The 21,712-nt window shown below is 70.6% G+C and carries 18 protein-coding genes and 1 pseudogene; 16 read left to right on the forward strand and 3 right to left on the reverse strand.

Going from position 1 to position 21,712, the window contains the following annotated elements:
- Position 1: 1 nt before the first annotated feature.
- The gene (locus OG272_RS31090) at positions 2-1,336 is read right to left on the reverse strand and encodes an alpha-2,8-polysialyltransferase family protein (protein WP_327728069.1); all 1,335 of its coding nucleotides are present in this window, start codon (positions 1,334-1,336) and stop codon (positions 2-4) included.
- Complete coding sequence (locus OG272_RS31095; protein ID WP_326578292.1) at positions 1,333-2,310, reverse strand: glycosyltransferase family 2 protein; 978 nt, start codon at positions 2,308-2,310, stop codon at positions 1,333-1,335. The genes OG272_RS31090 and OG272_RS31095 overlap by 4 nt, the downstream gene beginning before the upstream one ends.
- A gap of 198 nt (positions 2,311-2,508) precedes the next feature.
- On the opposite strand from OG272_RS31095, the gene OG272_RS31100 reads away from it, so the two are divergent.
- The 16 genes and pseudogenes from OG272_RS31100 to OG272_RS31175 all read left to right on the forward strand — a co-directional run bounded on the left by OG272_RS31100 (position 2,509) and on the right by OG272_RS31175 (position 20,722).
- Positions 2,509-3,870: a DUF6716 putative glycosyltransferase gene (locus OG272_RS31100; RefSeq protein ID WP_326578290.1), complete on the forward strand. Its 1,362-nt coding sequence runs from the start codon at positions 2,509-2,511 to the stop codon at positions 3,868-3,870.
- A gap of 44 nt (positions 3,871-3,914) precedes the next feature.
- Positions 3,915-4,334, forward strand: a pseudogene (locus tag OG272_RS31105) (cytidylyltransferase domain-containing protein); the annotation flags it as partial.
- A gap of 39 nt (positions 4,335-4,373) precedes the next feature.
- A complete protein-coding gene (locus OG272_RS31110) occupies positions 4,374-5,552 on the forward strand; it encodes an HAD hydrolase family protein (protein ID WP_405896096.1) in 1,179 nt (392 codons plus the stop codon).
- Between the two features lie 14 nt (positions 5,553-5,566).
- Positions 5,567-6,505 carry an N-acetylneuraminate synthase family protein gene (locus OG272_RS31115; RefSeq protein WP_326578286.1) on the forward strand — a complete coding sequence of 313 codons (939 nt, stop codon included), beginning with the start codon at positions 5,567-5,569 and terminating at the stop codon, positions 6,503-6,505.
- Between the two features lie 58 nt (positions 6,506-6,563).
- Complete coding sequence (locus OG272_RS31120; RefSeq protein WP_327728067.1) at positions 6,564-7,670, forward strand: hypothetical protein; 1,107 nt, start codon at positions 6,564-6,566, stop codon at positions 7,668-7,670.
- Positions 7,671-7,818: 148 nt separating this feature from the next.
- Entirely contained in the window at positions 7,819-9,015 is a 1,197-nt protein-coding gene (locus OG272_RS31125) for a low temperature requirement protein A (RefSeq protein ID WP_327728066.1), read from the forward strand.
- Between the two features lie 517 nt (positions 9,016-9,532).
- Positions 9,533-10,786 (forward strand): amidohydrolase, encoded by a 1,254-nt coding sequence (locus OG272_RS31130; RefSeq protein ID WP_326585650.1) that lies wholly within the window; start codon positions 9,533-9,535, stop codon positions 10,784-10,786.
- A 318-nt stretch (positions 10,787-11,104) separates the two neighbouring features.
- Positions 11,105-12,160 (forward strand): BMP family ABC transporter substrate-binding protein, encoded by a 1,056-nt coding sequence (locus OG272_RS31135; RefSeq protein WP_326578280.1) that lies wholly within the window; start codon positions 11,105-11,107, stop codon positions 12,158-12,160.
- A gap of 365 nt (positions 12,161-12,525) precedes the next feature.
- Positions 12,526-13,578, forward strand: a complete 1,053-nt coding sequence (locus tag OG272_RS31140) for a BMP family ABC transporter substrate-binding protein (RefSeq protein WP_326578278.1) — start codon at positions 12,526-12,528, stop codon at positions 13,576-13,578.
- 272 nt (positions 13,579-13,850) lie between these two features.
- On the forward strand, positions 13,851-15,419 hold the full coding sequence (locus tag OG272_RS31145) for an ABC transporter ATP-binding protein (protein WP_326585649.1): 1,569 nt from the start codon (positions 13,851-13,853) through the stop codon (positions 15,417-15,419).
- Positions 15,419-16,555 carry an ABC transporter permease gene (locus OG272_RS31150; protein WP_326578276.1) on the forward strand — a complete coding sequence of 379 codons (1,137 nt, stop codon included), beginning with the start codon at positions 15,419-15,421 and terminating at the stop codon, positions 16,553-16,555. The genes OG272_RS31145 and OG272_RS31150 overlap by 1 nt, the downstream gene beginning before the upstream one ends.
- Positions 16,552-17,826: an ABC transporter permease gene (locus OG272_RS31155; protein WP_327728065.1), complete on the forward strand. Its 1,275-nt coding sequence runs from the start codon at positions 16,552-16,554 to the stop codon at positions 17,824-17,826. The genes OG272_RS31150 and OG272_RS31155 overlap by 4 nt, the downstream gene beginning before the upstream one ends.
- A complete protein-coding gene (locus tag OG272_RS31160; protein ID WP_326578272.1) occupies positions 17,823-18,215 on the forward strand; it encodes a cytidine deaminase in 393 nt (130 codons plus the stop codon). The genes OG272_RS31155 and OG272_RS31160 overlap by 4 nt, the downstream gene beginning before the upstream one ends.
- Before the next feature lie 111 nt (positions 18,216-18,326).
- Positions 18,327-19,610: a thymidine phosphorylase gene (locus OG272_RS31165; protein ID WP_326585648.1), complete on the forward strand. Its 1,284-nt coding sequence runs from the start codon at positions 18,327-18,329 to the stop codon at positions 19,608-19,610.
- A 96-nt stretch (positions 19,611-19,706) separates the two neighbouring features.
- Positions 19,707-20,303, forward strand: a complete 597-nt coding sequence (locus OG272_RS31170) for a Uma2 family endonuclease (protein ID WP_327728064.1) — start codon at positions 19,707-19,709, stop codon at positions 20,301-20,303.
- Positions 20,304-20,335: 32 nt separating this feature from the next.
- Positions 20,336-20,722 carry an STAS domain-containing protein gene (locus tag OG272_RS31175; RefSeq protein ID WP_327728063.1) on the forward strand — a complete coding sequence of 129 codons (387 nt, stop codon included), beginning with the start codon at positions 20,336-20,338 and terminating at the stop codon, positions 20,720-20,722.
- On the opposite strand, the gene OG272_RS31180 is transcribed toward OG272_RS31175, so the two are convergent.
- On the reverse strand, positions 20,615-21,625 hold the full coding sequence (locus OG272_RS31180; protein WP_327728062.1) for a sigma-70 family RNA polymerase sigma factor: 1,011 nt from the start codon (positions 21,623-21,625) through the stop codon (positions 20,615-20,617). The two genes, OG272_RS31175 and OG272_RS31180, sit on opposite strands and share 108 nt — an antisense overlap.
- Between the last annotated feature and the right edge of the window lie 87 nt (positions 21,626-21,712).

A 21,712-nucleotide genomic window follows, 5' to 3' on the forward strand; every position in this document is an offset into this window, starting at 1 on the left:
CTCACCCCAAGGTCGCCCGCTTGAGGGACCGGGCCCGCCGCGCGACTCTTCGTACGGTCGCGTTGCGCGGGATGAAGGCGAGCTGGACGGGGATGCCACCGGGCAGCCCCAGCGAGGTCAACCGGCGCCGCTTGAAGTACCGCAGGGTGTGCGCGCTCAGATGCCTCGTCAGATACGCCTCGGTCTCCGCGCGCAGCGACGGGTAGATCTTCGGCTGCATCGCGAAACCCACCGCCCGGACCAGGCCGTCGAGGTCCGCCACCACGGTGCCCGGCCGCTGGGAGGTGACCGCCGCCCGGTCGCCCAGCTCCGGCAGCAGCGCGTCCACGATCGTGACGGGCACCCGGTTGCTGTTCTCGTACGGGGCGAGCCGGTCCAGCAGCGTGCCGGTGCCGACGCGGGCGACCGGGAGGCCGTACAGCGCGGAGGCGGTCAGCAGGGCCGTGGAGAAGCAGCCGACGACGAGGGCCGGACGCATCCGCTGGTAGAGCACCTCGGCGAGGACCGGCGTGGACAGCACCGTCAGGTCGGCGCCGAGCCGCTCCGCCTCCTTCTCCAGGCCGCGCGACCAGCGGGCCGGCGCGCTGGGGTGCGGCTTGAAGACCACCGTGGTGTGCCCGAGCGCGACCGCGCCCTTCAGCATCCGGACGTGGAGGTCCTCCTCCTCCTCGGCGGTGAGGATGCCGAGCGCGGAGAGGTACTGGCCGAGCAGCAGCGCCGGCTCCTCGATCGCGGGCAACGCGTCACCGGTGTCGACGAGTTCCGCCAGCACCTTCACGAAGGCGTCCGTCGGCACGATCTCCGCCTCGACCCCGAACTCGGTGAGCAGCAGCGGCTTCAGGTCCGGGACCAGGTCGAGGTGGAGCAGGCGGTCGATGCGGGTGCCGACCAGCGGGTCGATCTTGTTGCGGGTGGGGCCGTAGCTCATCAGGCCGTCCGCGTACACCGTGACGGGGGCGCCGGTGAAGATCTGGGTGAAGCCGAGGGCCGGGTGGACCTGGATGGACTCCACGGCCAGCTCGACGTCGTCGTCGCCCAGGTTCCACAGCAGCCGCAGGTGCCGCTCCCACAGGGGGACGTCGTCGGTACGCGGGGACCAGCCGCCGGGGTGGAAGGGGGAGATGGTCTCGTTCCAGGAGATCACCTCGTCGAAGCGGTCGCGCAGCCGCTCGAAGCCGGGCATCTCGTCCAGGCCGGGGGCCGTCTCGGGCGTCGCCGCGTTGTTGGAGATCAGCAGGATGCGCCGGGCGGCGGGGCGGAAGCACTCGGTGTCCAGGGCCGCGGCCAGCGTGGCCGTGCCGTACAGCGTGGACGCCATGAAGATCTGCGTGGTCACGCGGCGACCCCCGTGGCGGCGGGACGGCGGCGCAGCCGGCGCAGCCGGGTGGCGCGCTGGACGTCCATGGAGTCGAGGGCCTCGTCGAGCACGTCCTGCGGCATTCGGCGCAGCGCGACCGCGCTCATCGACTTCAGTTTCCGTGCCACCGCCGGCTCGAACCTTTCGATGGATCCCAAATGATGGGAGATGATCGCGCAATATGTACGCACGGCCTTGGGGAGAAGTCTGTCCGCGTCCCGGTCCTTCGCCGTTTCCGCGATGACCTGGTCGAATGCGCGAAGGAAATCGAGCTGTCGCACGTCGCCGATCTGGGTCAGCGAGGAAGCCACCCCGCGCCGGTAGAAGACGCCGAGCAGCCCCACGGTGGCGAAGGAATCGGCCTCCCGGTGGAGCTTCCAGATCCACGGCCGGTCCTCGGCCGTGCGCAGCCCGTGGGTGAAGTGCAGCACCCCCTTGTCGACCAGCCGGCGGTGGTAGATGCCCGCCCAGGCGTACGCGTAGTCGACGGAGGTGGAGCGGTCGGCGGGCAGGATCGCGTCCCGCGGGTTCATCACCACGCCCCGGCGCCCGTTGGGCACGCGGTGGATCGAGCGGGCTCGCGCGGTGCACTGGACATGGTCCGTGCGCACGAAGTCGCAGCCCAAGTCCTCGATGGCGCCGAGCAGTTGGGGGTAGTAGCCGGGGGCGAGCCAGTCGTCCCCGTCGAGGAACGTGAGGTACTCGCCGCGGGCCTCGTCGATGCCCGTGTTGCGCGCGGTCGCCAGTCCTCCGTTCTTCTCGTGTCTGACATACACCGCCCCCGGCAGCTCGCGCTCCGCGCGCGCGAGAATGTCCGGTGTCTCGTCGCGCGAGCAGTCGTCGACGAGAATGAATTCGAAGTCCTCACGAGCGTTGGCTCCGAGGCTCTTCAGGGTGTCGGGCGCGTATTGCTGCACGTTGTAGAACGGCACGATGACGGAGAGCTTGACCACCCCCGTGACGTTAGGCGGCCCTCCGGCATTCGTCTTGACCACCTGCTTGATGTCAGGTGAACGACGCGTGGCGGTACCGTGAACCAGGCACTTTTCCCCGCTTCCCGCGCCCCGATTCCCCATTCGTCGATGCGCTGTTAACCCTTTGTTGTATTCGGGTTGGGCCGTTCAACGGAATCACTTCCTAGCGTCTTCGATGTGCCAGCAAGTGCTACGAACGGCCGGCGAGTCGCCGTACTCGCGGATTCCGACACCCGGTGGAAATGGGGCGCGCTCACCGCGCACCGTCTCGCACCGGAGGATTCGGACGTCCGCCTGGACGGCTTCCTCCTGCGCGGCCGAGCCACCCCCACCGCCCGCCAGCTCCAGGAGGTCGGCGTCCGCGCCGACTCCCTGCGCGAGGTGACCGGCCTCGAATTCCTGCGCGCCATGAAGGCCATGAACGCCATGAAGGAGGACGCGTACGACGTCATCGTGCTCTCCCTCGTCGGCGGGGGCGTCCAGGCGATGCTGCACGGCCTGCGCCGGGCCTGGGACGGGCGTACCAAGCGGCCCGTGGTCGTCACCGGATACGTCGGTGTCGTCTACGAGAAGCTCGCCGACGGTCTGCTGCTGCGGCACGGCGCGGACCTCGTCCTCGCCAACTCCCGCCAGGACGCGGATCGTTTCCGGGCCGTGTACGAGGGCGTGGGGGCCGACGCCTCCTCGGTCACCGAGGTCGCCCTGCCCTTCCTGGGCGGCACGCCGTACGCCGGCACCCAGGACCCCTACACGGTGGTCTTCGCCGTACAGCCGTCCGTCCCGGACAACCGCCGGGACCGTACGTACCTGCTGAACCGGCTCGTCCGGCACGCGAAGCTGCACCCGGACCGCCAGGTGCTGCTGAAGCTGCGCTCCAAGCCGGGCGAGCACACCACGCACATCGAGGAACTGCCGTACCAGAAGCTGGTGGAGCGGCTCCCCGGCGGCGCGCCCCCCAACTTCCGTCTGGTGTACGGGAACATGGGCGAGGTCCTCGACACCACCGACCTGCTGGTCACCGTCAGCTCCACGGCCGCCCTGGAGTCGCTGCACCGCCGGATCCCCACCGTCGTCCTCACCGACCTCGGGATCCGCGAGACCCTCGGCAACCACCACTTCGTGGGCTCCGGCTGCCTCGCCTCCTGGGACCAGCTGGACGCCGGGTACGAGCCGGCACCGGACCCCGAGTGGGTGGCACGGCAGGGCGTCGTCGCCGGGGGCACCTCCCGGACGAAGTCCGGGGGAGGCTCGTACGCCACCGCCTTCGACGCGGCCCGCGACCGCATCACCAAACTCGTCGCGGCCGACGGACTGCCGCCCCTCGCGCCGTACTACACGCCCGTCACCGCGCCCGGCTATCTGCCCGGCATCCTCGCCCGCCACCACCTCGGCCCCGACGGCGCACCGCTGCCCGGGGAGCCCGCCGCCGACAAGCAGGCCGGGCCCGTACGGCAGATCGTGCGCCGGGCGGCCCGCGGCGCCTACCGCCACGGAGTGCAGCGCGTGGCGCCCGTCATCCGCCGGATGGGGGAGCTGTGAGCCGCCGCCCCACCTCTTCGCACGCACCGCAAGGAGTTCCCTCCATGTCCCACCCGGAAGCGGGCCGAACGACTTCCGAACGCCGCGTCCTCGCCGTGATCCCCGCGCGCGGCGGCTCCAAGGGCGTCCCCGCGAAGAACCTGGCCCCCGTCGGCGGCGTTCCGCTGGTGGCCCGCGCGGTGCGCGAGTGCCTCGCCGCCCGGCTGGTGACCAACGTCGTCGTCTCCACCGACGACCACGCCATCGCCGCCGCGGGCCGGGAGGCCGGGGCCGAGGTCGTCCTGCGCCCCGCCGCCATCGCGGGCGACACCGCGACCTCCGAGGCCGCCGTCCTCCACGCGATGGACGCCCACGAGGCGCTCCACGGTGCCGCTGTCGACGTCGTGATGCTCGTCCAGTGCACCAGCCCGTTCATCCTCCGCGAGGACATCGACGGCGTCGCCCGCGCGATCGTGGAACACGGCGCCGACACCGCCCTGACCGTGGCCCCGTTCCACGGCTTCATCTGGCGGGACACGGCGGACGAGTTCACCGGCGACGGCGACGGCGATGGCGATGGCGACGCGAGCCGCGTCGGTGCTGCGCCCGGTGGAGCCGTGGCGGCGGTCGGCACCGGTGTGGCCAGGTCCACCGGCACCCCGGCGGGCGAGTTCGGCGCTGGGAGCGCGGTGACCCGCGCCGACGCGCCGAGGGCCGACCGCGCGTCGGCGGCGCAGGGCGCGCCCGCGTACGCCGCCGGCGGTGTGCTGAGCGGGGCCGACGCGGCACGGGCGGACGCCTGGCTCGGCGCCGCTCCGGCGGACGACCGCGCGTCCGGGCCGGGCGGCACCGGCGGACCGGGTGAAGCCACCGCCACCGACGCCACCGCGGCCGGCGGAGCCCCGGCCGTCGCCCTGGCGGGCGACAGCCACGCCACCCCCGGCCCCACCGCCGGAGGCCACGGCGTCAACCACGACAAGTCGTTCCGCCCCCGCCGCCAGGACCGCCCCCAGGACCTGCTGGAGACCGGCGCCGCCTACGCCATGGACGCGGCCGGCCTGCGCAAGCACCAGCACCGCTTCTTCGGCCGTACGGAACTCGTCCGCACCGACCCCGCCCGGGTCCTGGAGATCGACGACCCGCACGACCTCGCCCGCGCCCAGGCACTCGCGCCGCTCTTCGACGCGAACCGGCCGGGCGCCCTCCCCACCTACGACGACATCGACGCCGTAGTCCTCGACTTCGACGGCACCCAGACCGACGACAGGGTGCTGATCGACTCCGACGGACGGGAGTTCGTCTCCGTGCACCGCGGCGACGGACTCGGCATCGCGGCCCTCCGCAGGAGCGGCCTGACGATGCTGATCCTGTCCTCGGAGAAGAACCCGGTCGTCGCCGCCAGAGCCCGGAAGCTGCAGATCCCGGTGCTCCACGGCATCGACCGGAAGGACCTCGCACTGAAGCAGTGGTGCGAGGAGCAGGGCATCGCGCCGGAGCGCGTGCTCTACGTCGGCAACGACGTCAACGACCTCCCGTGCTTCGCCCTCGTGGGCTGGCCCGTGGCGGTCGGCAGCGCCCACGACGTCGTACGCGGCGCCGCACGCGCGGTCACCACCGTCCCCGGTGGTGAAGGCGCGATCCGGGAGATCGCCGGCTGGATCCTCGGTCCGTCTCTCGACTCTCTCGACCCCCTCGACAAGTAAGGAACCGTCCCACCATGAGCACCAACTCCCGTCTGCGCACGTTCGGTTCGAAGACCGCCGGCCCGGGTCACCCCGTCTACGTCGTCGGCGAGATCGGCATCAACCACAACGGTGAGCTGGAGAACGCCTTCAAGCTGATCGACGCCGCCGCCGAGGCCGGCTGCGACGCCGTCAAGTTCCAGAAGCGCACCCCCGAGATCTGCACCCCCCGCGACCAGTGGGACATCGAGCGCGACACCCCCTGGGGCCGCATGACCTACATCGACTACCGCCACCGTGTGGAGTTCGGCGAGGACGAGTACCGCCAGATCGACGACTACGCCAAGAGCAAGAACATCGACTGGTTCGCCTCCCCGTGGGACACCGAGGCCGTCGCCTTCCTGGAGAAGTTCGACGTCCCCGCCCACAAGGTGGCCTCCGCCTCCCTCACCGACGACGAGCTGCTGCGCTCCCTGCGCGCCACCAACCGCACGGTCATCCTCTCCACCGGCATGTCGACCCCGAAGCAGATCCGCCACGCGGTCGAGGTCCTCGGCAGCGACAACATCCTGCTCTGCCACGCCACGTCGACGTACCCGGCCAAGGCCGAGGAGCTCAACCTCCGCGTCATCAACACCCTCCAGGCCGAGTACCCGAACGTGCCGATCGGCTACTCCGGCCACGAGACGGGCCTGCAGACCACGCTCGCCGCCGTCGCCCTCGGCGCCACCTTCGTCGAGCGCCACATCACCCTCGACCGCGCCATGTGGGGCTCCGACCAGGCCGCCTCCGTCGAGCCCCAGGGCCTCACGCGCCTGGTCCGCGACATCCGCACCATCGAGGCATCCCTCGGCGACGGCGTCAAGAAGGTCTACGACTCCGAGCTCGGCCCCATGAAGAAGCTGCGCCGTGTCTCCGGCGTCGTCGCCGAGGCGGAGATCGCGGCGGCGGCGGGCGAGCCGGTCTCGGTCTGAACCTCCTCCCTCCCTCCCTGACCACGGGTCTCCCTCACTACGGGACGGTCATACGTCGATGAGCCCCCGCGCCGGAACCGCCGGCCGCCACACTCTCGCCTTCGTCGAGAGCCCGGTACAGCTGTTGAACGTGCTGGAGTGGGCGCACACCCACTCCCTCGGCACGCCCGAGGACCCCGACGCGGGGCCCTTCGGTTCAGGCGGCGCGGGGCTCACCGTCGTGGTCCTCTCGCCCAACGACCCCATGACCCGAGGCCAGTTGCGCCGGATGGCGGAGCTGGCCCGGGACGAGGGCCACGAGGTGCGCTGGGAGGAGGCGCGCGGCGGCACCGCCGCCCCCTTCCGCACCATCGGCGGCCTCGCCCCGCTGCTGCGCGCCGCGCGCCGCATCGTCCTGGGCGACCCCTTCTCCCGCTACGTCCAGCTCCTGCTGACCATCACCCGGGCAGTGGACGTGGTCGTCGTCGACGACGGCACCGCGACCATGGAGTTCGTCTCCCAGCTGGCCCGAGGCGAACGTCTCGTCCGCTGGCACCGCAAGGGCGGCCGCCCCGGCCCCCGCGACCTGATCTTCGCCCCGGTCTCCTCCAAGGCCCGCAAGCGACTGACCCCGGCCGCCGGCCGACGCGTCGAGGTCTTCTCCTCCATGCCGATCGACGAGACCCCCGACGGCGTCTTCGTCACCGCCAACGACTTCGCCTGGACCCGGGCCCGCTTCGGCCCGCCCCGCATCACCAAGGGCGCCGACCTCGTGGGCACCTCCCTCGTGGAGACCGGTGTGGTGGACGGCGACCGCTACCTCGAAGCCGTCCGCTCCCTGGCGAAGGCCCACGGCGCCACCCGCTACTTCGCCCACCGCCGCGAGAGCGCCGAGAAACTCCACACCCTCGCCGCGGAGACGGGCCTGGAGATCGTCCGCCCCGACCTCCCCCTCGAACTCATCGCCCGCCGGGGCCCCATCGGCCGTACGATCCTGAGCTTCCCGTCGACGGTGGTCCACACCCTGCCGCTCGCGCTCGCCGGAACGGACGTACGCGTGGCGGTCTGCGACATCGACCCGAGCTGGCTGACCGAGAACGCCTCCCCCCGCGCCCAGGGCTTCCTGTCCGGGGTCACGGGCACGGCACGGGACGTCCACCGGCTGTCGTCGGTCGCGCCGATCTGAACCGCTGATCAACTGACCGCTGAACCGCTGATCCACCGAACCGGGTGTTCGCTGTGGGAGCATCCGGAGCTGTCGCTTCCCCGGTCGGCCCGCGCCTATCGTGCCGCGTGGCTGGGGAGGGTGAAGTGCCCTCCCCGAAGGGGGAGTTGTGACGACGCACGGAGAACGCGCCCGGCTGACCCCCACGGCGGACGGACACAGGGTCACCCCCGCCGAACTCTTCTTCGACCTCGTCTTCGTCTACGCCATCACCCAGGTCACCGCCCTCATGGCCGCCGACCCCACCGCCCTGCGCCTGCTGGGCGGCATGGTCGTCCTCGCCCTCCTGTGGTGGTGCTGGTGCTGCTTCGCCTGGCTCGGCAACGTCGTCCGCGCCGACTCGGGCGGCATGTTCGCGGTGCTCGTCTCGGTGATGGCGGTCCTGCTGATCGTCTCGATCACGGTCCCCGACGTGTACGACGACGCCCCGGGCGGCCTCCACGCCCCCCTGCTGTTCGTGGCGTGCTACGGCGCGGTCCGCGTCCTGCACCTGGTGACGTACTGGCTCTCCGCCCCCGACGACGAGGCCCTGCACGCCACCATCCGCCGCACGGCCCTGCTCTCGGTGCTCCCGCCCTTCGCCCTGCTGCTCGTGGGCGCGGCCTTCGAGGGCGTGACCCAGATCCTGATCTGGCTGGCGGCGGTGACCATCGACTACGCGGGCATCTTCGTCACCGGCAAATCGGGCTGGCGAGTGGCGTCCCCCGCGCACTTCTCCGAACGCCACGGCCTGATCGTCATCATCGCGCTGGGCGAGTCCATCGTCGCGATGGGCGTCGGCGTGACCGGCTACCCGGTGTCCGCCCCGGTCGTGGCCGCCGCCGCCCTCGGCCTCCTGACCACCGCCGCCCTCTGGCGGCTGTACTTCCACGGCGTCAGCGAGCCGGCCGAACACCGCCTGGCCGAGCTGGCCGGCGACGACCGCACGGTCCTGGCCCGCGACACGTACACCTTCCTCCACCTGCCCCTGGTGGCCGGCGTCGTCACCACCGCCCTCGGCATGAAGAAGACCCTCCAGCAGGTCGCCGCCACGGACCACTACGGCCTGGCCGAGCCCCTCCACGGCATGCCCGCCTGGGCCCTGGCCGGCGGCGCGGGCGTCTTCCTGCTGGGTGCCGCCGCGATCGTGCTCCGCACCACGGGCCGCCGCGCCCCGGTGCTGATCACCGGCGGTGCGGTCTGCGTGGCGGCGGGCCCGCTGGTCGCCCTCGTCCCGGCCCTGGTGGCCCTCACGGCCCTGGCCGCCACGACCACCGCCGTGCTGATCCTGCACGGCCGGACGCCCTCCGCGGCCGCCGCCCCCTGAGGAGACGAGCCGGTCGGCGCCCTCTTGCGCGCCGGTCGCGCTCCGGTCGGCTCGCGCCCCCCACCGCCTCCGTGATCCCTGTCACCATCGGCACCCCGCGCCACTCGATCGCACCCCGCTGCCCCGATGCCCCGGTTCACCCCCGCGACCGCAGGCCACCGCCCCCCTGCCTCCCCGCCACGACCTCTCCCCGATCAGCCCCTCGCACACACGGCGTAGCCGGACACTCACGCGGCGGTGATGGCTCCGGGACGGTGAGACGACGCGAACGTGGTATCCGTGGAGTGTGGGAATCGTCCGGGCACCCCCGGACGTTTAGTCGATGGGATTCGCGGGCAACCCCGGCGCTCCCGTCTCCGAGGTCCACCTGCCCGCGAAGAGGCGGACGGGTATACCCATCCCTGTCGATACGTATGCGCTGTGCGACCGGAAAACTTCCCCTGACGGGCTGATTTTTTGTTGATCGAGGGTGAGAAGGTCGCCAGATCGCCCTACCCTTCAGAGGGTGAACCAACTGATGTCCCGAGAGTCCGAGGCCGATCTGCCAGGGGAAGCCGAAGCGTCGCTCCCCGGCACCTTGCCGGAAGCCCTGCGTGCCGAACTCGTCGCGTTCCGCCGCGACTTGCACATGCACCCGGAGCTCGGCAACCAGGAGTTCCGCACGACCGCCGCGATCAAGGCCCGCCTGGAGAAGGCAGGCCTGAGCCCGCGCGTGCTCGACAGCGGAACCGGACTCATCTGTGACATCGGTGACTGGAACGGCGCCGACAGCTCCGCGCTCGCCCTGCGCGCCGACATCGACGCCCTCCCCATCCCGGACACCAAGGTGGACTGCGACTACCGCTCCACCGTCCCGGACCGCGCCCACGCCTGCGGCCACGACGTGCACACCACCGTCGTCCTGGGCGCCGGCCTCGTCCTCGCCGACCTGCACCGCAAGGGCGAGCTGCTCCGCCCCGTCCGGCTGATCTTCCAGCCCGCCGAGGAGGTGCTGCCCGGCGGCGCCGCCGACGTGATCAGGAGCGGGTCGCTCGACGGTGTCGGCCGGATCATCGCCGTGCACTGCGATCCGAGGGTCGACGCGGGCTTCATCGGGCTCCGCCACGGCCCCATCACCTCGGCCTGCGACCGGCTGGAACTCTCCCTGGACGGGCCGGGCGGCCACACCGCGCGCCCCCACCTCACCACCGACCTCGTCACCGCCGCCGCCCGGGTCGTCACCGACGTGCCCGCGCTGGTCGCCCGCCGCTTCGACGCCCGCGCCGGACTCGTCGTGACCTGGGGCCGCATCGAGTCGGGCCACGCCCCCAACGTCATCCCGCAGCACGCCGAGCTCTCCGGCACGGTCCGCTGCCTGGACATCAACGCCTGGCGGCAGGCCCCCGACCTGATCCACGAGGCGGTCCACGAGGTCGCGACCATGCACCGTGCCAAGCCGGAGATCAACTACATCCGGGGCGTCCCGCCGGTCGTCAACGACCCCGTCGTCACCGAGCTGCTCCACGACTCGATGGTCGCCCGCCGCGGCGTGGCGTCCGTCGAGGACACCGAGCAGAGCCTCGGCGGCGAGGACTTCTCCTGGTACCTGGAGCACGTCCCCGGCGCCATGGCCCGTCTGGGTGTCCGCCGCCCGGGCGACCTCACCGTCCGCGACCTCCACCAGGGTGACTTCGACGCCGACGAGCACGCCATCACCGTGGGCGTGGAACTCTTCACCGCCGCCGCCCTCCTCGACGCCCGCATGCGCGTCCTGGACAGCGCCGCCAGGTAGCCGTCCCCTCGCATCCGCGAGCGGGGACGGCCACGTCGCGACCGGCCCCGCTCTCGGGATCGCGCACGCGCGGCAGGGTGTGCCTCACGACTCGTCCCTCTGTCGGCCCAGCCGCAGGCAGTCGGGGGCGCGACGAGGTGTGAACGCCGGACTGTGCATCTAGGGTGTTGACGACCGAGAAGGTGACGAGGACGTAACCGGCGGCACGAATGGATAACGTCCGGCAGGACCCCGTTCCCAGAAGGGTCTACGCGCGTTAATGTGCGCCGAACTGAGCACCCACACTGCGGGGCTTTGGAGAAGATGGGGAACTTCAAGATGCGTCGGATTTCCAAACTGACCCGCGTCGCGGTGGGGGTCGCGTCGCTGGCGCTCGCCGCCACGGCCTGTGGTGGTACCAGCAGCGAGAGCGGCAACGACAGCGAGAGCACCCAGGGCGAAAAGGGCCTCGCGATCGCGTACGACATCGGCGGCAAGGGCGACCAGTCCTTCAACGACGCCGCGTTCGCGGGCCTGGAGAAGGCTCAGAAGGAGTTCGGGTACGACACCCGCGACATCGAGCCCACCGAGGGCGAGACGGACGCGGACAAGGAGCAGCGCCTGGCCTCTCTGGCCAAGCAGGGCTACAACCCCGTCATCGGCGTCGGCTTCGCCTACGGCCCGGCGATGGAAGCCGCGGCCAAGCAGTACCCGAAGACCAACTTCGGCATCGTCGACTCGGTCGTCGAGGGCGACAACGTCGCGTCCCTCGTCTTCGCCGAGCAGGAGGCCTCGTACCTCGCCGGTGTCGCGGCCGCCAAGGCCACCAAGACGAACACCGTGGGCTTCGTGGGCGGTGTGGACATCCCGCTCATCCACAAGTTCGAGGCCGGCTACAAGCAGGGCGTCGAGGACACCAGCGGCGGCAAGGTCAAGGTCGTCTCGCAGTACCTGACCCAGACGGCCGAGGAGGGTGGCTTCTCCAGCCCCGACAAGGGCAAGGCCGCCGCCGAGGGCCAGATCGAGAAGAAGGCCGACGTGCTCTACGCGGCCGCCGGCCTCTCCGGCCAGGGTGTCATCGAGGCCGCCGCCAAGGCCAAGGTCTGGGCGATCGGCGTCGACTCCGACCAGTACAACCAGGAGGCCCTGGCCCCCTACAAGGAGTACATCCTCACCTCCGCCCTGAAGGACGTCGGTGGCGCGGTCTACGCCCTCGCCAAGTCCGTCGAGGACGGCAAGCCCCTCACCGGGGTCCAGACCTTCGACCTGAAGGTGGACGGCGTCGGCCTCGCCGACTCCAACCCGAAGATGGCCGAGATCGCCGGTCTGACCGACGCGGTCGCCAAGGCCAAGAAAGAGATCATCGACGGCACGATCAAGGTGAAGACCGAGTAGTTCCGGAGTTCCGGATCTGCGATGTGCTGAAGCGGGCGGGTGCACCTGTGCACCCGCCCGCTTCGCTGTCGGAGGCCGGTCCAGGGGTCGCGCCGCCGCTTTCGGGCGCGGGGCCGTGTCGCTGTGCGGCTCCGCCGCGTGGGCGCGACCAGCCACGACGAACCCGAACGTGACACCCCACCCCGGCACCCCCGCGCAACCCCCGGGCAAACCTTGCAACACGGCCCCATAACAACGTGGTCCCGCAGGCTTCACCCGGAGGGTCTACGCGCGTTACTCTGCGGCGAAAGCCACATACGGCGCCGACGCTGTGCAGCACCTACTGAGCAGTACCCTCCGGCGCTAGTACGACAGGAGCACCACACATGCGCCGGGTTTCCCGCACAGCGGTCGCAGGCGCAGCGACCGCCTCCCTCGCTCTCGTCCTCTCCGCCTGCGGCGGTACCTCGACGGAGGCCTCGTCCTCCGCCGACTCCAAGGGCGACATGGGCCTCGCGATCGCGTACGACGTCGGCGGCAAGGGCGACCAGTCCTTCAACGACGCGGCCTACGCGGGCCTGGAGAAGGCGGAGAAGGAGTTCGGGTACAAGACGCAGGACATCGAGCCCACCGAGGGCGAGACGGACGCCGACAAGGAGCAGCGTCTGGTCTCCCTGGCGAAGCAGGGCTACAACCCGGTCGTCGGTGTGGGCTACGCGTACGCGACGGCCGTGAAGGCCGCCGCCGAGCAGTACCCGGACACCACCTTCGGCATCGTGGACGACTCCACGGTCCAGCTGGACAACGTCGCGGACCTGGTCTTCTCCGAGGAGCAGGCCTCGTACCTCGCCGGTGTGGCCGCGGCCAGGTCCACCAGGACGAACACCGTCGGTTTCGTCGGCGGCGTCGACATCCCGCTGATCCACAAGTTCCAGGCGGGCTTCGAGCAGGGCGTCAAGGACACCAACCCGAAGGCCAAGGTCCTCACCCAGTACCTCACCCAGACCGCCGAGGAGGGTGGCTTCTCCAGCCCCGACAAGGGCAAGACGGCCGCCGAGGGCCAGATCGAGAAGAAGGCCGACGTCGTCTACGCGGCGGCCGGTCTGTCCGGCCAGGGCGTGATCGAGGCCGCCGCCGCGAACAAGATCTGGGCGATCGGCGTCGACTCCGACCAGTACCGCCAGGAAGCCCTCGCGACGTACAAGGACTCCATCCTGACCTCGGCGACGAAGGACGTCGCCAAGGCGGTGTACAACCTGGCGAAGTCGGTCGAGGAGGGCCGACCCGGGACCGGTATCGTCAGGGGCGATCTGAAGACCGGCGAGGTCGGCCTCGCGGACTCCAACCCGAAGTTCAAGAGCGACACCGAGCTCCAGCAGGCCATCACCACGGCCAAGGAGAAGATCATCAGCGGCGAGATCAAGGTCAAGACCAGCTGATCCAGGTCGAGACCTGCTGACCCAGCTACACCACGAGCAGCCGGGTGGCCCCGGGGGAGTTCAGACAAACCCGAGGCCGCCAGTAACCGCGGGGTTACGTCCGCTCAACGGGGTACGGGGAGTATCGCTCCCTGTACCCCGTTGTCACGGCACGTCGCCGCCCGCTTTCGATGCCGTAGGGGCGCTACGCGCGTAGACGACCCCCTTTCCCAGGAGAGTGCGCCATCAACGCGTCCAGCAGCCCTCCGGCCGACGTGGCGGTCAACGGTCAGGTGACCGCCGTCGAACTCGCCGGGATCACCAAGCGATTCCCCGGTGTGGTGGCCAACCACGACATCCACCTCACCGTCCGCAAGGGCACGGTCCACGCCCTCGTCGGGGAGAACGGCGCCGGCAAGTCGACCCTGATGAAGATCCTCTACGGCATGCAGAAGCCGGACGAGGGAACCATCGCGGTCGACGGCGAGCAGGTCTCGTTCTCGTCCCCGGCCGACGCCATCGTGCGCGGCATCGGCATGGTGCACCAGCACTTCATGCTCGCTGACAACCTCACGGTCCTGGAGAACGTGGTCCTCGGCAGCGAGAAGCTGTACGGCATCGGCGCCAAGGCCCGCCGCAAGATCAAGGAGATCTCCGACCGGTACGGCTTCGGGGTCCGCCCCGACGTCCTGGTCGAGGAGCTGGGCGTCGCCGAGCGCCAGCGCGTGGAGATCCTCAAGGTCCTCTTCCGCGGCGCCCGCACCCTGATCCTGGACGAGCCGACCGCCGTGCTCGTGCCGCAGGAGGTCGAGGCGCTCTTCGCCAACCTGCGCGAGCTCAAGACGCAGGGCCTGGCGGTCATCTTCATCTCGCACAAGCTGGGCGAGGTGCTGTCGGTCGCCGACGAGATCACCGTCATCCGGCGCGGCACGACCGTCGGTACGGCCGTCCCCGCCGAGACCACCCCGCGCCAGCTCGCCGAGCTGATGGTCGGCAGCGAGCTACCCACCCCCGAGACGGCGGAGTCCACGGTCACCGACCGCCCCGTACTCACCGTCAAGGACCTGCGCCTGGAGGCCGTCGGCGGCAAGGCGCTGCTCGACGACATCACCTTCACCATCCACGCGGGCGAGGTCCTGGGCCTGGCGGGCGTCGAGGGCAACGGCCAGACCGAGCTGGTCGACGCGCTGATCGGCCTGAAGTCCGCCGACTCCGGCACGATCTCGCTCGCCGAGGAGGAGATCACCACCTGGGCCACGCGCAAGCGCCGCGAGCAGGGCGTCGGCTACATCCCCGAGGACCGCCACCGGCACGGTCTGCTCCTGGAGGCCCCCCTCTGGGAGAACCGTATCCTCGGCCATGTGACCGAGCGGCCCAACGCCAAGGGCGTCTGGCTCGACCCGAAGGCCGCCCAGGAGGACACGCGCCGGATCGTCGCCGAGTACGACGTCCGCACCCCCGGCATCGACGTCACCGCCGCCTCCCTCTCCGGCGGCAACCAGCAGAAGCTGATCGTCGGCCGCGAGATGAGCCACAAGCCGCGCTTCCTGATCGCCGCCCACCCCACCCGCGGTGTGGACGTCGGCGCGCAGGCCCAGATCTGGGACCAGATCCGCGAGGCCCGCCGCGAGGGCCTGGCGGTGCTGCTGATCTCCGCCGACCTGGACGAGCTGATCGGCCTGTCCGACACCCTCCGGGTGATCTACAACGGCAAGCTGGTCGCCGACGCCGACCCGGCCACCATCACCCCCGAGGAGCTGGGCTCGGCCATGACCGGCGCCGCCACCGGCCACCTCGAACACGAAGAGACCCCCGAGACCCCGAGCAAGGCTCCCGAGTCTCCGGAAGACGAGGCCCGCTGATGAAGAAGTTCGACAAGGAGCGCGTGCTCCTCGCGGTGGCCGGTCCGGTCCTCGCGCTCGCCGTGGCCTTCGCGCTGACCGCGATCGTGCTGCTGGCCTCCGGCAAGAACCCGGTCGAGCCGTTCGCGATCATGTTCGAGCAGGCCTCGTTCTCCGACATCCAGGTCCGGATCATCAACCAGGCCTCGCTGTACTACGTCGCGGCCCTCGCGGTGGCCATCGGCTTCCGGATGAACCTGTTCAACATCGGTGTCGACGGCCAGTACCTGCTCGGCGCCATGGCGGCGGCGATCGTCGGCGCCCACGTCGACCTGCCGGCGTTCCTCCAGATCCCGCTGCTGATGCTCACCGCGATCCTCACCGGTGCCTTCTGGGCCGGCATCGCCGGTGTCCTCAAGGTCACCCGGGGCGTCAGCGAGGTCGTCGCGACGATCATGCTGAACGCGATCGCCACCTCCGTCATCGGCTACCTCTGGCTGCCGAACGTCTTCGGCGTCAAGGTCGGCAACAACAACACCACCGGCGAGATGGCCGAGTCCGGCTGGGTGCCCGGCATCGACATCGGCGCGGCCGGCGAGATCTACGGCATGGTCGTCCTCGCCGTACTGCTCGGCATCGGCTACTGGATCGTCCTCAGCCGCACCCGCTTCGGCTTCGACCTGCGCGCCTCCGGTGCCTCGGAGACGGCCGCCGCGGCCAGCGGCGTCGACCCGGGGCGCATGGTGCTCACCGCCATGCTGATCTCCGGCGGCATCGCCGGCCTCGCGGGTCTGCCCATCCTGCTCGGCGACACCCACACCTACAGCCTCAACTTCCCCACCGGCATCGGCTTCCTCGGCATCGGCATCGCCCTGCTCGGCCGCAACAGCCCGGTCGGCATCGCCTTCGCGGCCCTGCTGTGGGCCTGGCTCGACAAGGCCTCGCCCGAGCTGGACTTCCACGACTACGACAAGGAGATCGCGGTCATCATGCAGGGCCTGATCGTGCTCTCGGTCGTCGTCAGTTACGAGACCGTGCGCGAGTGGGGCCTGCGCCGCCAGCAGCGCCGGGTCGGCGCCGAGCTCGCCGCGGGCAACGTCCTGGGCGCGGACGCCTCCGACAACAACAACGTCAAGAAGGAGGTGTCGGGCCGATGACCACGAGCACCACCGCGACCGACGTCAACCAGCCCTCGCTGCAGCCGGCCGCCCCGACCGGCCGCAAGCTGTCGCTGCCCGTGCTGCTGCTGGTCGTCGCCGGCGTCCTGGCACTCACCTCGATCGTCCGCATCATCACCGGTGCCGACGGCATCACCAACGTCAGCCAGATGTCCACCGCGCTGGAGCTGGCCGTCCCGATCGGCCTGGCCGGTCTCGGCGGTCTGTGGGCCGAGCGTGCGGGCGTGGTCAACATCGGCCTCGAAGGCATGATGATCCTCGGCACCTGGTTCGGTGCCTGGGCCGGCTTCCAGTACGGCCCGTGGACCGGTGTCCTGGTCGGCATCGCCGGCGGTGCGCTCGGCGGTCTGCTGCACGCCTTCGTCACCGTCACCTTCAACGTCAACCACATCGTCTCCGGTGTGGCCATCAACATCCTCGCCCTCGGCGCCACCCGCTACCTCGCGCCCCTCGCCTTCGAGGGCCACCAGGGCGGCTCGGCCAAGCAGTCCCCGCCGGTCGACTCCCTCGGCGACTTCACGGTGCCCGGACTGTCGGACGCGCTCCAGACCCTCAACGAGAAGGGCTGGTTCTTCGTCTCCGACCTCGCCGGCCTGCTCGGCGGTCTGGTCACCAACGTCTCCTGGCTGACCCTCGTCGCCGTCGCGCTGATCCCCGCCACCTGGTGGATCCTGTGGCGCACCGCCTTCGGTCTGCGCCTGCGCTCCTGCGGCGAGAACCCGATCGCCGCCGAGTCCCTCGGCGTCAACGTCTACAAGTACAAGTACCTCGCCGTGATCATCTCCGGCGGTCTGGCCGGCCTCGGCGGCGCCTTCCTCTCCATCGTCGCCAACCCCTTCTACCTGGAGGGCCAGACCAGCGGACGCGGTTACATCGGTCTCGCCGCGATGATCTTCGGCAACTGGATGCCGGGCGGCCTCGCCCTCGGCGCCGGCCTCTTCGGCTACACCGACAGCCTCAACCTGCGCGGCGGCTCCGAGAACGTCCACGCCCTGCTGCTCCTCGGCGCCCTGCTGCTGATCATCGGCGCCATCTGGCAGGCGGTCCGCAAGAAGTACGTCCCGGCCGCGATCACCTTCGTGATCGGCGCCCTGGTCTACACCTGGTACGCGACCACCAACGAGGTACCCAACCAGGTCGTCGCCGCCACGCCGTACGTCATCACCCTGATCGTCCTCGCGCTCTCCGCCCAGCGGCTGCGGATGCCGAAGGCGGACGGCATGCCGTACCGGAAGGGACAGGGCAAGTGACCGCCGTCGACTGGGCCGGGCTCCGTACGGTGGCCCGGGACGCCATGTCCCGGGCGTACGCCCCGTACTCCGGTTACCCGGTCGGCGTGGCCGCCCTCGTCGACGACGGGCGGATCGTCTCCGGCTGCAACGTGGAGAACGCCTCGTACGGCCTCGGCCTGTGCGCGGAGTGCGGCCTGGTCTCGGAGCTGCAGAACAGCGGCGGCGGCCGTCTCACCCACTTCACCTGCGTGGACGGCAAGGGCGAGATCCTCGTCCCGTGCGGCCGCTGCCGGCAACTGCTGTACGAGTTCGGCGGCCCGGATCTGCTGCTGGAGACCCCGGCGGGAATCCTGCCCCTCTCGGAGATGCTGCCCCAGGCCTTCGGCCCGGACCATCTCACCAAGTGACTCCCGTGCGGCCCCTCCTGACGAACGGTCGGAGGGGCCGCGCACTTTCCCGATCCGCAGCTCATCACCGGATCGCTTTCGAAAACCCTCGAAGGGAACGCCATGACGTCTCTGTCCATGGATGCCATCTCCGTCATCCGCACCAAGCGGGACCGCGGCGAACTCAGCGACGAACAGATCGACTGGGTCATCGACGCGTACACCCGCGGCGAGGTCGCCGACTACCAGATGGCCGCCCTCAACATGGCGATCCTCCTCAACGGCATGGACCGCCGCGAGATCGCCCGCTGGACGGCCGCGATGATCGCCTCCGGCGAGCGCATGGACTTCTCGTCCCTGTCCCGCCCCACCGCCGACAAGCACTCCACGGGCGGTGTCGGCGACAAGATCACCCTGCCCCTCGCCCCCCTGGTGGCGGCCTGCGGCGCCGCCGTCCCCCAGCTCTCGGGCCGCGGCCTCGGCCACACCGGCGGCACCCTCGACAAGCTGGAGTCCATCCCGGGCTGGCGCGCCCTGCTCTCCAACGAGGAGATGCTGAGCGTCCTGGACGAGGTCGGCGCGGTCATCTGCGCGGCCGGCGACGGCCTGGCCCCGGCGGACAAGAAGCTCTACGCGCTGCGGGACGTGACGGGAACGGTGGAGGCGATACCCCTGATCGCCTCCTCCATCATGTCGAAGAAGATCGCGGAGGGCACGGGCTCCCTGGTGCTGGACGTGAAGGTGGGCACCGGAGCCTTCATGAAGACCATCGAGGACGCCCGCGAACTGGCCTCCACGATGGTCGGCCTGGGCACGGACCACGGTGTGAAGACGGTCGCCCTCCTGACGGACATGTCCACCCCCCTCGGCCTGACGGCGGGCAACGCGCTGGAGGTGCGTGAGTCGGTCGAGGTCCTGGCGGGCGGCGGCCCGGCGGACGTCGTGGAACTCACCATCGCCCTGGCCCGCGAGATGCTGGACGCCGCCGGAGTGACGGACGCCGACCCGGCGAAGGCGCTGGCCGACGGCTCGGCGATGGACGCCTGGCGCCACATGATCGCGGCTCAGGGCGGTGACCCGAATGCTCCGCTCCCGACGTCTCGCGAACAGCACGTGGTGAAGGCGCCCGCCTCCGGCGTCCTGACCCGTCTCGACGCCTACGACATCGGCATAGCGGCCTGGCGTCTCGGTGCCGGACGCGCCCGCAAGGAGGACCCGGTCCAGGCCGGCGCCGGCGTCGAGATGCACGCCAAGCCCGGGGACACGGTGACCGAGGGACAGCCCCTCCTCACCCTCCACACCGACACCCCGGAGCGCTTCGAGTACGCCCTGCGGGCCGTGGAGGGCTCGTACGACATCGGGGCCCCGGGCACGCCGTTCACGGCGTCGCCGGTGGTGCTGGAACGTATCGCCTGACCTGGTCATTTCCCATTCGGGTGAACGGGATCGGTGGACCGCCACCGGTCCCGTTCGGCATGCTGTAGTCGGTGACGCACCGATTGGAGAACCGCCATGAGCGCACTCACTGTCGACCACACGACGGCCAGTGGCCACGAGTGGGACGACCTCGTCCGGATCTGGCAGGAGACGGACGCCCCCGAGGGCTGCAAGGTGGAGATCATCGAGGGGATCGTCACCGTGGCACCACCGCCGTCCAACGCCCACAACGACATTGCCGACCGCGTGCAGCGTCGCCTCTATCGGGAGATCCCTGAAGACTGGGGGATCTATCAGACGCTGGGCGCGGCCGTACCGTCTCGTGCCGGGCTCTACATTCCTGACCTCGCTGTGGCGCCCAGGGATGCCCTGCACGCCGAAGGAGACGGCAACTACATCCCCGCAGCCGCCGCCGAACTGGTCGTCGAGATCACCTCGAAGTCCAACGCGAGCAACGACCGGATCAAGAAGGCGGCGGGCTACGCACAGGCGGGAGTCCCCCTGTACCTGCTCATCGACAGCTGGGCGCCGGGCGGTCCGACGGTGACGCTCTACGGCGAGCCGAAGGGCGATGTCCACCGCGTGCTGCGCGCGGGCAAATTCGGCGACCCGATCGAACTCCCCGAGCCCTTCGCGTTCACGCTGGACACGAGCGTGTTCCCCACCAAGTAGGTCCGCCGGGACGAGGGTGTCCTCACGCACCGATGAATTGTGCGACCTGGCCTGGTCTACAGATCGTGGACGCGACGACACCCGCCGTACTCGTACTGCCAGGCCCCGTCACCCGGGACGAGGTGCCTCGGCTCTGTGCCGACGTACGCGCGCGACTGAAGGGGACCGGAAGCGGGGTGCTGGTGTGCGACGTCGCAGGCATCGGGCCGCCGGGTCTGGGCGCCGTCGACGTACTGGCCCGGCTGCAGCTCGCGGCGCGGCGGGCCGGGGGCCGGATACGCCTGCGGGACCCCGACCCGGCGCTGTGCGCGCTACTGCGCCTGGTCGGGCTTGCCTTCGAGGTGGAGGGGCAGGTCGAAGAGGGGGAACCAGCGGGCGGTGTCGAGGAAGCAGTGGAATCCGGCGATCCGGCCCTCTGAGATCTCCAGCACCTGCACGGCCCAGGCGCTGAAGCCGCCCTTCTCCGGGTCCGGCTTGTACTGCGCGAAGCCCGGCAGGCCGTTCACCGCGACCGGCACGAGGTGTGATCCGGCGCAGGGCGCGCCGAGCGTGGTCATGAACCCGGTGATGTCGCTCGTGCCGGTCAGCCACAGGTCGAACGGCGGCATCGTCATGACCGCGTCCTCGTGCAGCAGGGCCGTCAGCGCCGCCATGTCGTACCCCTCGAAGGCGGCCACATAGCGCTCCAGCAGCTTCTGCTGCTCCTCGTCGAGCGGGTCGGAGACATCGGCCGCCGCGACCTGCCCGTCGCCCTCGGCGAGGGTCGCGCGGGCCCGCTGCAGGGCGCTGTTCACCGAGGCGACGGAGGTGTCGAGCAGCTCGGCGACCTCACTCGCCCGCCACGCCAGCACCTCACGCAGAATCAGCACCGCACGCTGCTTCGACGGCAGCTTCTGCAACGCCGCCACGAACGCCAGCCGCACGGACTCCTTCGCCACGGCGGCCTCCGCCGGATCACCGGTCGTCGGCAGCACCCGCGCATCCGGCACCGGCTCCAGCCAGGTGTTGTCGGGGCGGGGGGCGAGGGCGGCCTGGGCCAGAGGTGTGGACTCGGTGAGGTCCATGGGCCGGGCCCGCTTGTTCCCGGCGGTCAGCATGTCCAGACAGACATTCGTGGCGATCCGATAGAGCCACGACCGCAGCGAGGACCGCCCCTCGAACTTCTCGTAGCTCCGCCAGGCGCGGATCATCGTGTCCTGCACGGCGTCCTCCGCCTCGAAGGACGAGCCGAGCATCCGATAGCAGTACCCGGTCAGCTCGACCCGGTGCTTCTCCAACCGGACGTCGAGCTCCGCCGTCGCTGTCGCCGTACCGTCACTCATGGCCAACCCACCCCTGTGGCGTACCTGTGCGTACCAACACCTCGGAAGCTACCGCAGCCCACTGACAACGGCCTGCCGAAGGAAGGA

This window comes from Streptomyces sp. NBC_00104, from assembly GCF_045160825.1.
Classification (GTDB): domain Bacteria; phylum Actinomycetota; class Actinomycetes; order Streptomycetales; family Streptomycetaceae; genus Streptomyces.

Bases quoted from the DNA above. Each gene is read 5' to 3' on its own strand.
- OG272_RS31150 (WP_326578276.1), top strand. From the start codon at position 15,419: ATGAAGAAGTTCGACAAGGAGCGCGTGCTCCTCGCGGTGGCCGGTCCG.
- OG272_RS31155 (WP_327728065.1), top strand. From the start codon at position 16,552: ATGACCACGAGCACCACCGCGACCGACGTCAACCAGCCCTCGCTGCAG.
- OG272_RS31175 (WP_327728063.1), top strand. From the start codon at position 20,336: ATGAATTGTGCGACCTGGCCTGGTCTACAGATCGTGGACGCGACGACA.
- OG272_RS31170 (WP_327728064.1), top strand. From the start codon at position 19,707: ATGAGCGCACTCACTGTCGACCACACGACGGCCAGTGGCCACGAGTGG.
- OG272_RS31140 (WP_326578278.1), top strand. From the start codon at position 12,526: ATGCGCCGGGTTTCCCGCACAGCGGTCGCAGGCGCAGCGACCGCCTCC.
- OG272_RS31180 (WP_327728062.1), bottom strand. From the start codon at position 21,625: ATGAGTGACGGTACGGCGACAGCGACGGCGGAGCTCGACGTCCGGTTG.
- OG272_RS31115 (WP_326578286.1), top strand. From the start codon at position 5,567: ATGAGCACCAACTCCCGTCTGCGCACGTTCGGTTCGAAGACCGCCGGC.
- OG272_RS31130 (WP_326585650.1), top strand. From the start codon at position 9,533: ATGTCCCGAGAGTCCGAGGCCGATCTGCCAGGGGAAGCCGAAGCGTCG.
- OG272_RS31120 (WP_327728067.1), top strand. From the start codon at position 6,564: ATGAGCCCCCGCGCCGGAACCGCCGGCCGCCACACTCTCGCCTTCGTC.
- OG272_RS31135 (WP_326578280.1), top strand. From the start codon at position 11,105: ATGCGTCGGATTTCCAAACTGACCCGCGTCGCGGTGGGGGTCGCGTCG.